The organism is Candidatus Pelagibacter communis (assembly GCF_001179925.1).
GTDB lineage: Bacteria > Pseudomonadota > Alphaproteobacteria > Pelagibacterales > Pelagibacteraceae > Pelagibacter > Pelagibacter ubique_E.
Map to the genome: position 1 here is coordinate 1 of NZ_CVSF01000005.1, position 13288 is coordinate 13288.

The 13288-nt window shown below is 29.6% G+C and carries 12 protein-coding genes and 1 pseudogene; 4 read left to right on the plus strand and 9 right to left on the minus strand.

Going from position 1 to position 13288, the window contains the following annotated elements:
* The 4 genes and pseudogenes from purQ to grxD all read left to right on the plus strand — a co-directional run.
* Nucleotides 1–589 (plus strand): phosphoribosylformylglycinamidine synthase I (purQ, locus tag AMN70_RS00235; protein WP_075500917.1); only part of this gene is annotated, 589 nt, incomplete at its 5' end.
* Nucleotides 586–2776 (plus strand): annotated as a pseudogene (gene purL, locus AMN70_RS00240) (phosphoribosylformylglycinamidine synthase subunit PurL). The gene purQ and the pseudogene purL, both read left to right, overlap by 4 nt.
* Nucleotides 2777–2781: 5 nt before the next feature.
* On the plus strand, nucleotides 2782–3012 hold the full coding sequence (locus AMN70_RS00245) for a BolA/IbaG family iron-sulfur metabolism protein (protein WP_075500977.1): 231 nt from the start codon (nucleotides 2782–2784) through the stop codon (nucleotides 3010–3012).
* Complete coding sequence (gene grxD / locus AMN70_RS00250) at nucleotides 3013–3345, plus strand: Grx4 family monothiol glutaredoxin (RefSeq protein WP_075500918.1); 333 nt, start codon at nucleotides 3013–3015, stop codon at nucleotides 3343–3345.
* Between the two features lie 2 nt (nucleotides 3346–3347).
* Here grxD and rpsD read toward each other — a convergent pair whose 3' ends face one another.
* From rpsD to AMN70_RS00295, 9 genes are all read right to left on the minus strand, one after another.
* Nucleotides 3348–3965 carry a 30S ribosomal protein S4 gene (gene rpsD, locus AMN70_RS00255; RefSeq protein ID WP_075500920.1) on the minus strand — a complete coding sequence of 206 codons (618 nt, stop codon included), beginning with the start codon at nucleotides 3963–3965 and terminating at the stop codon, nucleotides 3348–3350.
* A gap of 164 nt (nucleotides 3966–4129) precedes the next feature.
* Entirely contained in the window at nucleotides 4130–4720 is a 591-nt protein-coding gene (locus AMN70_RS00260; RefSeq protein WP_256998007.1) for an RNA methyltransferase, read from the minus strand.
* Nucleotide 4721: 1 nt separating this feature from the next.
* Entirely contained in the window at nucleotides 4722–5588 is an 867-nt protein-coding gene (locus AMN70_RS00265) for an urea carboxylase-associated family protein (protein ID WP_075500922.1), read from the minus strand.
* Complete coding sequence (cimA, locus tag AMN70_RS00270; protein ID WP_075500924.1) at nucleotides 5588–7189, minus strand: citramalate synthase; 1602 nt, start codon at nucleotides 7187–7189, stop codon at nucleotides 5588–5590. Before cimA ends, AMN70_RS00265 begins: the two co-directional genes overlap by 1 nt.
* Nucleotides 7186–8529, minus strand: a complete 1344-nt coding sequence (cysS, locus tag AMN70_RS00275; RefSeq protein ID WP_075500926.1) for a cysteine--tRNA ligase — start codon at nucleotides 8527–8529, stop codon at nucleotides 7186–7188. Before cysS ends, cimA begins: the two co-directional genes overlap by 4 nt.
* 51 nt (nucleotides 8530–8580) lie before the next feature.
* Complete coding sequence (nadE, locus tag AMN70_RS00280; RefSeq protein WP_075500928.1) at nucleotides 8581–9318, minus strand: NAD(+) synthase; 738 nt, start codon at nucleotides 9316–9318, stop codon at nucleotides 8581–8583.
* Nucleotides 9319–9356: 38 nt separating this feature from the next.
* On the minus strand, nucleotides 9357–10736 hold the full coding sequence (locus AMN70_RS00285) for a class II 3-deoxy-7-phosphoheptulonate synthase (protein ID WP_075500930.1): 1380 nt from the start codon (nucleotides 10734–10736) through the stop codon (nucleotides 9357–9359).
* A gap of 35 nt (nucleotides 10737–10771) precedes the next feature.
* On the minus strand, nucleotides 10772–12592 hold the full coding sequence (glmS, locus tag AMN70_RS00290; protein ID WP_075500932.1) for a glutamine--fructose-6-phosphate transaminase (isomerizing): 1821 nt from the start codon (nucleotides 12590–12592) through the stop codon (nucleotides 10772–10774).
* Nucleotides 12593–12594: 2 nt separating this feature from the next.
* A complete protein-coding gene (locus AMN70_RS00295; protein WP_075500934.1) occupies nucleotides 12595–13218 on the minus strand; it encodes a DapH/DapD/GlmU-related protein in 624 nt (207 codons plus the stop codon).
* Nucleotides 13219–13288 lie beyond the last annotated feature (70 nt).

Here is a 13288-nt window from a genome sequence, read left to right on the forward strand (position 1 = left end):
GCACAATGACACTCAATTACCACAAAGTGATTTGGTTGTTCTTCCGGGCGGTTTTTCTTATGGAGACTATTTAAGATGTGGAAGTATGGCATCAAAATCAAAAATAATGAGCTCGATTATTAGTTTTGCAAATTCTGGTGGAATGGTTATGGGCATTTGTAATGGTTTTCAAATCTTAGTTGAAACAGGTTTGGTTCCTGGTGTTCTATTAAGAAATAAATATCTTCAATTTATATGTAAAAATGTATTTGTTAAAATTCACAATAAACAAAATACTTTTTTTAAAAACATCGATAATGATATTTTGGAATTGCATATAGCACATAATGAAGGAAATTATTTTTGTACAAGTGATCAATTAAAAGAAATTAATGATAATGATCAAATTGCAATTAATTATTGTGATAAAAATGGAAAAATACAAGATGAATTTAATCCAAATGGATCAATTGAAAATATTGCTGGGATATTTAATAAAAAAAAAAATGTTTTAGGAATGATGCCCCATCCTGAGAGAATGATAGATAAATCATTATCAGGTGAAGATGGATCTATTTTTTTTAATAATTTAATAAACAACATTAAATGATTGTAAACGAAAAAGTAGCTCTTGATCATGGATTAAAAAAAGATGAGTATAAAAAAATATGTGAATTATTAAAAAGAATTCCAAACATAACTGAACTTGGAGTTTTTTCAGCAATGTGGAATGAACATTGCTCTTATAAGTCTTCAAGACTTCATTTAAAAAAACTTCCCACAAATGGAAAATACGTAATTCAAGGACCTGGAGAAAATGCTGGGGTAATAGATATAGGAGATAAGGATGCGATTGTCTTTAAAATTGAGAGCCATAATCATCCATCGTTTATTGAACCCTATCAAGGAGCTGCAACTGGTGTAGGTGGAATAATGAGAGATGTCTTCACAATGGGAGCAAGACCAATAGCAAATTTAAATTCAATACATTTTGGATCACCTCAGAACAAAAAAACTAAAAATTTATTAAGAGGTGTAGTTCAAGGTATAGGTGGTTATGGGAATTGTATGGGTATTCCTACAATCGCAGGTCAAACATGTTTTGATAGTTCGTATAACGGAAATATTTTAGTAAATGCAATGACAGTGGGTTTAGTAAAAAAAGATAAAATTTTTTATTCCAAAGCTGCTGGCTTGAACAAGCCAGTCATCTATGTAGGTTCAAAAACAGGACGTGATGGAATTCATGGAGCCAGTATGGCTTCAGCAAGTTTTGATGAAAAAATAGAGGAAAAAAAACCTACTGTCCAAGTGGGAGATCCTTTTACAGAAAAATTACTTCTTGAAGCTTGTTTGGAATTAATGGCTGGCGACTCAATTATTGCTATTCAAGATATGGGTGCTGCAGGTCTAACTTCATCGAGTATAGAAATGGCATCAAAAGGTAATCTTGGTATTGAGCTAAATTTAAATAAAGTTCCTACAAGAGAAGCGAATATGACACCTTATGAAATTATGCTGTCAGAAAGTCAAGAACGGATGCTTATCGTACTTGAGAATGGCAAAGAAGATCAAGCTAAAAAAATTTTTGATAAATGGAATTTAGATTTTTCTGTAATTGGTAAGACAACTAAATCAAAAAAAATAGAACTTTTTTTTGATAATAACAAAGTTGCAGATATTCCAGTAAATATATTGGTTGAAAACTCACCAATGTACGATCGTAAATGGAAAAAAGCAAAACTACCAAAAAAAAATAAGATTAAAAAAGAAGATCTAAATAATTTAAAAGTTATTGATGTATTAAAAAAAATTTTATCTAATCCTAATATTTGTAGCAAAGAATGGATTTGGCAACAATATGATCATACTGTAATGGGTGATACAATTCAAAAGCCTGGTGGAGACTCAGGAGTTGTAAGAGTTCATGGAACAAAAAAAGCAGTTGCAACTTCTGTAGACTCATCTGCTGTTTATTGTTGGGCCCATCCTCTAACTGGAGGCAAACAAGTAGTTTGTGAAAATTTTAGAAACCTAATTAGTGTCGGTGCAAAACCAATTGCTATTACAAATTGTTTAAACTTTGGTAGTCCTGAAAATGAGGAAAACATGGGTGAATTTGTGGAGTGTGTTCAAGGAATTGGGGAAGCAAGTGAGTATCTTAAATTCCCAGTTGTCTCTGGGAATGTGTCATTCTACAATCAAACGAAAGAGGTTGGAATTAAGCCTACTCCAACAATTGGAGGTGTTGGCTTGATTAAAGATTATGAAAAAATGATTACAATGGATTTAAAGGAAGTTGATAACCTTGTTTTAGTAATTGGTAAAACAGAAGGCCATATTGATCAAAGTTTATTTGCAAGAAATATCTTAGATGAAAAAAATGGGCCTCCGCCTGAAATAAATCTTTTTAATGAAAAAAATAATGGAGAAACATTATTAAGATTAATTGATAACGGACTAATTAAAAGTGCTCATGATGTTTCGTTAGGTGGAATAATTACTGCAATCTCCAAAATGTGTATAAAGGGAAATAAAGGAATAAATTTAAAAAAACCAAAATATTTAATTAATCAAATTGAATATTTTTTTGCTGAAGATCAGGGAAGATACTTAATTGAAATCGACAAAAAAAAATTACAAAAAAGTAACAGATATTCTTAATAAAAACGCAGTTCATTTTGATGAACTTGGAATTATAAACGAAAATCAGTTATATATTGATGACAAGACAAAAGTTACAATTGACGAATTAAAAACTTCGAATAAGAATTGGTTAATAAACTATATGAGTTAATAATTATGGCGATGGATCTAAAAGAAATAGAAAGTTTGATTAAGGAAACTTTAACAGATGCAACAGTAGAAATTCAAGATTTGGCTGGTGATGGTAACCATTACTCAGCAACTATTACCTCGTCTCAGTTTTCAGGCAAAAGTAAAATAGAACAGCATAAAATGGTATATAATTCATTAAAAGGTAAAATGGGTAATGAATTACATGCTTTAGCAATTAAAACAAAGGAACAATAAATGGATGATCAAATAAGAAATTTAATTCAAAATCATATTGACAATAATGATGTTTGTTTATTTATGAAGGGAACCCCAGACGCTCCTCAATGTGGTTTCTCCATGGCTGTATCAAATATGCTTAAAATTCTTGAAATAAATTTTAAAGGCGTAAATGTTTTAGAAGATCAAAAAATTAGAGAAGGTATTAAAACTTTTAGTGACTGGCCTACAATACCACAATTATATATTAAAAAAGAATTCATAGGTGGTTGTGACATTGTTAAAGAAATGTATGAGAACGGAGAACTAAAAAAAATTCTTGAGACTAAAGGAATTAATTTTAAAAAATAATGTTATCTAGAATAATATTCGATAACTAGATTAGGTTCCATTACAACTGGATAAGGTACTTCTTCAAACTTTGGAACTCTTATAAATTTTAATTTTTTATTTTTTTCATCCATCTGAATATATTCTGGAGTTTCTCTTTCTTTATTAGCTAATGCAATATCTATAATTGCTAGCTGCTTAGATTTATCTCTAATTTCAATAGTATCTTCTTCTTTAACTAAGTAGGATGAGATATTAACTTTTTTTCCATTAACTTTTACGTGACCGTGATTAATTAATTGTCTTGCTGAAAATATTGTTGTTGCAAACTTTGCTCTATAAATAATTGCATCAAGTCTACGTTCTAAAAGACCAATAAGATTCTCACTTGTATCACCTTTGAGCATTGAAGCTTTTCTGTATATATTTCTAAATTGTCTTTCATTAATATTTCCATAATAGGCTTTTAATTTTTGTTTTGCTTGAAGTTGAATTCCATAATCTGATGGTTTTGATGATCTGGTCTGACCATGTTGACCTGGTCCGTAAGCTCTAGTATTAAAAGGACTCTTTGGTCTACCCCATAGGTTTACTTTTAATCTTCTATCTACTTTATGTTTAGAGTTTATTCTTTTTGTCATTCGAATACGGGGTTTATAAACTTACACATCATTTTGTCAATCAACGTTTTTTGCCTAAACTTGCAAATACACTTGATAATATACGAGTTTCTTTATCTGATAAGTCCATCCTATAAAAAATATTTCTTAGATTTTCTAACATAATAGGTTTTTTTTCTTTAGGTTTAAAAAAAGTTTATATTTTCTAAATTTTTGACACAAAGGTTTACCATAGATTGAATTTCTTTTTTAGAAGCAGTTTTAACCTTTTTAGATTTTTTAAATGGTTTAATTCTAATTTTTAAGATACTTGACAAAGTTTGAGCAATTATAATTAGACTATGTGACAAGTTTAAAGATTTAAACTCAGGATTAGTTGAAATTTGTAAAGTGTAATTAGCATAACTTATCTCATTATTAGACAATCCTGATGACTCGGAACCAAACAAAAAAGCTACTTTTCTTTTAAAATCAATTTTTTTAAGATCTTCAAGATTAATATGCCTAATATTCTTATTTCTAAATCTTGCAGATGTTGCTATCACGATATCAGTATTTCTTAAAGCATCTTCTAAATTTTGATATACTTTACTTTTATTTATTATATTTTTTGCACCAACTGCTGTAGCTAATATTTTGTCATTTGGGAAAATGGGTTTTGGATTTACTAAAATTAATTTTTTAAAATCAAAATTTTTCATTGCTCTAGCGCATAATCCTATATTTTCAGATAATTGAGTTTTATGAAGAATAAAGAATATATTATTTTTACTCATTTTATTTAGTTAAACCGTGGTCTTTGTTATATGATGACACTTCTGAAAATTTAATTCCTTGTAAATATTTTTTATTCACATTCCAAATAGAAACTTTTAATGGAAAACATTTTGCAACATCTGAAGAATGCTCAGAGCCACAATCACCACCGGGACAAGCTGATAAAACGCCTAATAAATCTGTTTCAGCAAAAAATTCTAAATAATCTCCAGGTCTAGCTGGGCTAGATTTCATAAAGTATTGTTTAGTGTCATTAGTAAAACCAGTTAACATAAAAACATTTAAAACATCATGAACAATTTTTTCTGCATCATCTAATTTCATTTTTTTTTCTTTAACCAAAGCTCTAGTCAAATTTGAATGACAACAATAATGATAATCTTTTCCTGATATTAATTTTGAAGTATATGGATCACACCTTGTTCCTATTACATCATGCACTGATCCTCCATCTTCATCATAGTCATACCAATCTAAGGTGTCCCAAGTAATAGTCGCTAATGATCTTAAATATGGAAAACAACTAAAAAGTTTATCACCTACTGAAATATGAGTTCCGTAAAGAGCTCTAGTTTTTCCTGAATAGAATTTTTCATCAAGGTTATTTGCCTGAAATAAGTTTAAATCACCGACTTGAGGACCCTCAACACTTTCTATTCTAAAAAAATTTCCTGACTTTACTTTGAATGATTTTGCATCTCGTGGTGGAATTATAATTTCATCTATTTTATTTAAATGTTTTCTTGCCTCATGAAGCACATCTAAGTTGTTATTCTCTAAGTTGTTATTTGGGTAACAAACTATTGGCTTTGCTCCAATCCTATCATTTAAATCCTCTGGTTTTTTTGAAAACTTCTTAATTTTCATTACTTACTTGCAGGCGCATTGTCTTTAAATAGTTTATAATCTAAACTATCAATTAATGCTTTAAAAGAAGCTTCAATAATATTAGTTGAAACTCCAATGGTGAACCAATTTTTTCCTTTAGAGTCTGTGCTTTCAATAGAAACTCGAGTGACAGCTTCCGTTCCAGTGTTTAAGATTCTTACTTTATAATCTACTAATTTTAGATCTTTTAAATATTTTGAATATTTTGCTAATCGATCAACATTTTGCCTTATAGCATTATCTAAAGCATTAACTGGTCCGTTACCTTCTCCTTCACAAATAATTTTTTCTCCATCAACCTCTAATTGTGCTTTAGCAGATGAAACTATTTCACCAGATTTTTTTTTTTTTACAGAAACGTCATACTCATTAATTGATATATATCTTGGAATTTCTCCAATAATTCTTCTTGCTAATAATTCAAATGAAGCGTCTGCTCCATCGTAACTGTATCCAATAAATTCTCTATCTTTAACTTCATCTAATAATTTTTTAATTTTTGGATCATTTTCCTTAATATCAACTTTAATACTTTTAAGCCTTGAAATTATATTAGATTTTCCGGACTGATCGGAAACAACTATGTTTCTATTATTTCCAACTTCTTCTGGATCTATATGCTCATATGTTTTTGGATCTTTTTGAACTGCGGAAACATGTAAACCTCCTTTATGAGAAAAAGCAGCTGCTCCAACATAAGGCAAATGTTGATTTGGTTTTCTATTTAAAATTTCATCCAGTAATCTTGAACATTCAGTTAAATTCTTAATATTACTTGCTTTGACACCGATTTCAAACTTTGATGAAAAATCTTTTTTTAAAAAAAAAGTTGGGATTAAAGACATTAAATTTGCATTACCACATCTTTCCCCAAGTCCGTTAATTGTACCTTGTATTTGTCTTGCTCCAGATATTACTGCTGCTAGTGAATTAGCAACTGCATTTCCAGTATCATTATGTGCATGAATACCCAAATTTTTTCCTGGAACAATTTTTGAGACTTCAGAAACAATTTTTGAAACTTCATGAGGAAGTGTTCCACCATTAGTATCACACAATACAATCCATCTAGCACCATGATCATATGCAGCTTTTATACAAGAAATTGCATATTTTGAGTTCGCTTTATAACCGTCAAAAAAATGTTCAGCATCAAACATAAATTCTTTATTAGCTTTCACAAAATGTTTTGTGCTTTCACTGATGTTTTCTAAATTTTCTTCGTTTGTAATACCTAGAGCTACATCTACATGAAAGTCCCATGATTTTCCTACTAAACAGACTGAGGAAGTATTTGAATTCATTAATGATGATAAACCTGTATCATTTTCTGCACTACGACCTATTTTTTTAGTCATTCCAAAACACGTTAGTTTTGAATTTTTAAAATTATGTTTTTTTTGAAAAAACTCAGTATCTGTAGGATTTGCACCTGGCCAACCTCCTTCTATATAATCAACACCTAAATTATCTAAAGCTAGTGCAATTTTTTCTTTGTCCTTAATTGAAAAATCAACTCCTTGGGTTTGAGCTCCATCTCTAAGTGTTGTATCAAAAATATATAATCTCTCTTTACTCATTTAAATTTCCAAAGTGTTTTACCATCTTTGTCCTCTATTAAAACACCTTTATCAAAAAGTTCATTTCTTATTTTATCAGCTTCTTTATAATTTTTATTTGACCTTGCTTTGTTTCTTAGTTCAATTTTATTGTTTATTTCAATTTCGCTTATTGAAACTTTATCTTTTTTATGCTTTTCCCATTGTTTTTCATTTTCTTTTAATAAACCGACAAATTTACAAGCAGATATAAATAGTTCTACATTCTTTCCTTTATTGGCTTGCTCATAAAGTTTATGTAGGTTAGCTATATAGCCAGGAGTATTTAAATCCTCATATAAAGGTTTCAAAATTTCATCATTAATTTCAACAGACTCGATATCAGATGAATAAACACGATACCATTTATCTAAAGTATTTTGACACTCATCTAATAATTTTTCATTCCAGTCAAGAGGTTGTTTATAATGAGAGCTAATTAGTGCTAATCTTAATACTTGACCGCTCATTTTATTTTTAAAATCTTTGATCTTTAAAATATTTCCCTGAGACTTTGCCATTTTTTCGTTTGATATTGTAATAAAAGCATTATGCACCCAATAATTTGCAAATATTTTTGTATCATTTACACATCTAGATTGAGCAATCTCATTTTCATGATGAGGAAAAATTAAGTCTATTCCACCTCCATGAATATCAAATTGATCTCCTAAAAACTTTTTTGACATAGCTGAACATTCTAAGTGCCAACCAGGTCTTCCTTTACCCCAAGGTGAGTCCCAATAAGGTTCATTTTCCTTGGATGGCTTCCATAATACAAAATCTTCAGAATTTTTTTTATTTTCACTAATTTCAACTCTTGATCCAGCAATTAAATCATCTAATTTTTTATTTGATAATTTTCCATAATCAGAAAATTTTTTTAATTCAAAATAAACATGATTGTTAATTTCATATGCGTAACCTTTTTTAATCAATTGATCAATCATCTCAATCATTAGTTTAATATGTTCTGTTGCTTTAGGTTGATGAGTAGGTTCTTCACAAATCAAAAACTTACAATCATCTAAAAAGTTTTTGGTTATTTTTTCAGTTAACTCTTTTACAGAAATTTTTTGCTCTTGCGATGCTTTAATTATTTTATCATCTATATCAGTAATATTTCTAACATATGTAACGTTCGAATAACTTTTCTTTAGTAATTTATAAAGAATATCAAAAATAACTAATGGTCTTGCATTACCAATATGTGGATCATCATAAACAGTTGGTCCACACACATACATTCCTATATGTTTTTTATCATTTGGAACAAATTGTTCTTTTTTATTTGTTAAATTATTTGTTAAAAAAATATCCATATCAATAGATTTAGAAATATACCTTATTTGGTGATTTGTTAATCTAATTGATTAACTGGGAATTTTGCACACTGGAATAGGCTCCATTTTATGCAAATTTTGTTTTCTGATTTTTTCGTATTCTTCTTTATGAGGTGATTTTGGATTTATCATGGCATCCTCTAAATCTTCATATTTGAAACCTAATTGGCCTTCATCAGTTCTACCATCGTCCCAAAGACCATCTGTTGGAGGAGCATCAATTATTTCTTTTAAAATACCCAATTCTTTTCCAAGTTCCCAAACTTCCGTTTTATTACAATCAGCTATAGGTGAAATATCAACTCCACCATCTCCATATTTTGTATAAAAACCTACTCCAAAATCTTCCACCTTGTTTCCTGTACCAACAACTATGCCTTTATTTGCAGCAGCCACCTGGTACAAAGTGGCCATTCTTAATCTAGCTCTAGAGTTAGCGAAGCCATGTTCGTTATCAAATTTATTTAAAGTTGATGAAAAAGATTTAAACAGTTCATCTAAATTAATAGTATGAGCCTCAACATTTTTAAATTTTTCAGTTAACCATTTTTGATGTTTCAAGCTAAGATCATGTTGATTTTCTTTTTGTTTTATTGGCATAGATAAAACAATCGTCCTTAAACCTGTCAAGGCACTTAATGTGCTTGATACCGAAGAATCTATTCCTCCAGAAATTCCTATAACTAAAGACTCTGCCTTGTTTGGCATTTTTTCAACATAAGATTTGATCCAATTGGATATATATTTTACTTTTTCTGAAGGACTCATAATTTATATTTAATCACCTATTGCAGGAAAGCAATGGCCTAAGATGCCACTTGAATAGCATTTTTTGAATAGCTGCTATTCTTTTTTATCTCATCTGAAATTAAAAAAGCTAATTCTAGAGCTTGATTAGCATTTAATCGTGGGTCACAATGAGTATGGTATCTAGAAGATAAGTCTTTTTCAGAAATTTTTTGTGCTCCACCTGTGCATTCTGTCACATTTTGCCCAGTTAATTCAATGTGCAATCCTCCGGCGTAACTTCCTTCGCTTTGATGGCAAGCAAAGACATTTTTAACTTCTTTTAAAACACTGTTGAAAGGTCTTGTTTTAAATCCTGTTGAAGCTTGCATCGTATTTCCATGGCATGGATCGCAAGACCAAATCACATTTAGTCCCTCTTTTTTGATAGCTCTTATTAATTTAGGTAAATGTTTAGAAACATTATCACAGCCAAATCTTGATATTAATGTAATTTTACCTTTTTCATTTTCTGGATTTATTCTATTACATAAATTAATTAAATCATCTGCCTTTAATGTTGGTCCACATTTAATTCCAATAGGATTTTCTATACCTCTGCAAAATTCAACATGTCCTCCATCGAGTTGTCTCGTTCTATCCCCGATCCATACAAAGTGTGCAGATGTATCATGATTTTCACCAGTTGTTGAGTCTGTTCTAGTCATTGATTCCTCAAATGGAAGATGTAGGGCTTCATGTGAGGTCCAAAAATTAACTGTCTTCAACCTTCTGTTAAAATCTGAATTAATTCCACACGCATCCATAAATGCTAAAGCATTTGCAATTTGATCTTCTAATTCTTTGAATCTTTTCGCTTCAGGACTTTTTTTTATAAAACCCAGATTCCAAGTATGAACTTTTTTAAGATCTGCAAAACCACCATGTGAAAATGCTCTTATTAAATTTAAAGTAGCTGCAGATTGAGAATATGCTTTGAATAATCTTTTTGGATCAGGAACTCTTGCTTTCCCATTGAACTCTATACCATTTATATTATCACCTAAGTAGCTTGGTAATTCAATTCCATTTTTAACTTCAACTGGCGAACTTCTTGGTTTAGAAAACTGTCCAGCAATTCTACCCAACTTAACAACTGGCAATGAAGCGGAATAAGTTAAAACCAATGACATTTGAAGCATTAGCTTAAATGTGTCTCTTATATTATCTGGATGAAATTCAGCAAAACTTTCAGCACAATCACCACCTTGTAATAAAAAAGCTTTTCCATCAACAACTTCAGCAAGTTGTTGTTTTAGATGTCTAGTTTCACCGGCGAAAACAAGAGGTGGAAAAGTTTTAATCTTATTTAAAACTTGATCCAATTCTTTTTTATCCGGATATTCCGGAATATGTTTTACTGGGAATTTTCTCCAGCTATTTATTTTCCAATTTTTCATGTTCAACCCAAGATTGTTGTATCAGAGTTTTTTTATTATTCAACGGTGACAGATTTAGCTAAATTTCTAGGCTTATCTATGTCAAAACCTTTTTTTAATGCAGAATAATAAGCTAATTTCTGTAATGGTATTGTTAGAAGAAAAGGTAGTAAATCCCCATTAGTAGTCTCAACCTCTAGCGTTTCCCAAATATTTTCAGAAACAACTTCATCTTTACTTTTATTAGTAATTAATAAAACTTTTGCTCCTCTTGCAATTACTTCCTGCATATTTGAGATAGTTTTTTTATAGTAGTTATCTCTTGGTGCCAAAACCACTACTGGCATTCCTTCTTCAATTAAAGCCAATGGTCCATGTTTCATTTCACCTGCTGGATAGCCTTCTGCATGAATATATGATAATTCTTTCAACTTTAGAGCACCCTCTAAAGCGATAGGGTATGAAAATCCTCTACCTAAAAACATTGATCCTTTTGCTTCATTAAAAGTATTGGATATTGTTTGTATCTTATGATCAATCATTAAAGTTTGATCAACTAAATTTGGTAATTCTTTTAAATCTCTAAGTTTTTTTGAAAATAAATCTTTATTCAAATCTTTCCTTAAAAAACCTAATTTTAAGGTTAATATATATAATATTAAGATTTGGCCTAAAAATGCTTTTGTGGATGCTACACCAATCTCTGTTCCACAATGTATTGGTAAAACAAACTCAGAGTCTCTTGCAATAGAACTTTCTATTACGTTAACAACTGCACAAGTTTTCATTCCATTTTTTTTGCATAAATCTAAAGCAGCATAGGTATCTGCAGTCTCACCTGATTGCGAAACAAAAATATATAATGTCTCTTTTTTAAACCTATTTTTTCTGTATCTAAATTCAGACGCTATATCTACATTTACATCTAACGAAGTTAATTCTTCAAACCAATATTTAGCCATTAAACAGCTATGATATGCAGTGCCACAACCTATCAAAGTTATTGAGGAAATTTCATTTATTTTCCAAGGAAAGTTATAAATGTTTATATCGTTATTAGAATTATCAATATACTCTTTTATTCCATTTTTTAATGTAATTGGTTGTTCCTCGATTTCCTTAGCCATAAAATGTTTGTATTCACCTTTGTCATATTTTTCCTCATCAGATGATAATTCTAGGACTTTTTTATTTATCTTATTTCCTTCCTCATTAAAAAACTCTACATGATCTTTTTTAATCACACAGAATTCACCATCATTTAAATAGGTAATTTTATTTGTCATTGCTTTTAAAGCGTAAGAGTCTGAACCTAAATAATTTTCATTAGGACCATATCCAACTGCTAATGGTGAACCTCTTCTTGCTCCGATAATTAGATCTGGTTGATCTTTAAAAATTATTCCTAAAGCAAAACTTCCATGAAGAGATTTCAAAGTTTTTTTAATTGAATTTACAATATCATAATTTTTAAGATGTTCGGTAATCAAATGAACAATAACTTCAGTATCAGTCTGAGATTTAAACTTATGTCCTTTGCCTACCAAAAATTTTTTTAACAAAGTTGAATTTTCAATTATACCATTATGAACCACTGATACATTTTGAGAAGAATGAGGATGTGCATTTACACTATTAGGTAATCCATGTGTGGCCCATCTAACATGACCTATTCCAATAGTGCCCTCCATAGATTGAACTAAAGAATTTCTTTCTAAATTATCAACTCTACCTTCTGATTTAACTTCATTGATTTGACCACTTGAGAGCGTTGCAATGCCAGCAGAGTCATATCCTCTATATTCTAACTTTTTTAAAGAATTGATAATTGTTGCCGAAACAGGTTTATTACTATTTATTCCTATAATTCCACACATAATTATTTTTTCTTTTTTTTATAGTTTCTAATTTCAGTTTGTAAACTTCTTGTAAGAGCTAAAGATTTTTTTCTTACATTTTTGGTAATCACTGAACCAGCGCCGATAACACTATTTTCATCAATTGTTATAGGAGCCACTAATGCTGAATTTGATCCTATAAAAACATTATCCTTAATTTTTGTTTTACTTTTTTTCACTCCATCATAATTACAAGTAATTGTTCCTGCACCGATATTTACAGATTTGCCTATAAGACTATCACCTATATATGTTAAATGGTTTGCTTTAGATTTTTTGCCTAAAATACTTTTTTTAATTTCTACAAAGTTACCAACTTTAGATCCCTCTTTTAAGACTGTTCCGGGTCTTATTCTGGCGTAAGGACCTATATCAACTTTATTTTCAACTTTACAATTTTCTAAATAGGAAAAAGATTTAATGGTAACATTATTTCCTATTTTAACTTTTGTTCCAAAGACTACATATGGTTCTATTGTAACATTTTTTCCAATCTTAGTATCTTTCGAAAAAAAAACTGTTTCAGGTCCAATCATTTTAACACCTAATTTTAAGAATCTGTTTCTCAAAGTATTTTGTGTATCTTTTAATTTTAATTGTTTCATCTTTGAAATTCTTTATATTAAGTATATATCTTTCTTAATTCACAAAATATTTCTTAAAAATACTTTGTAT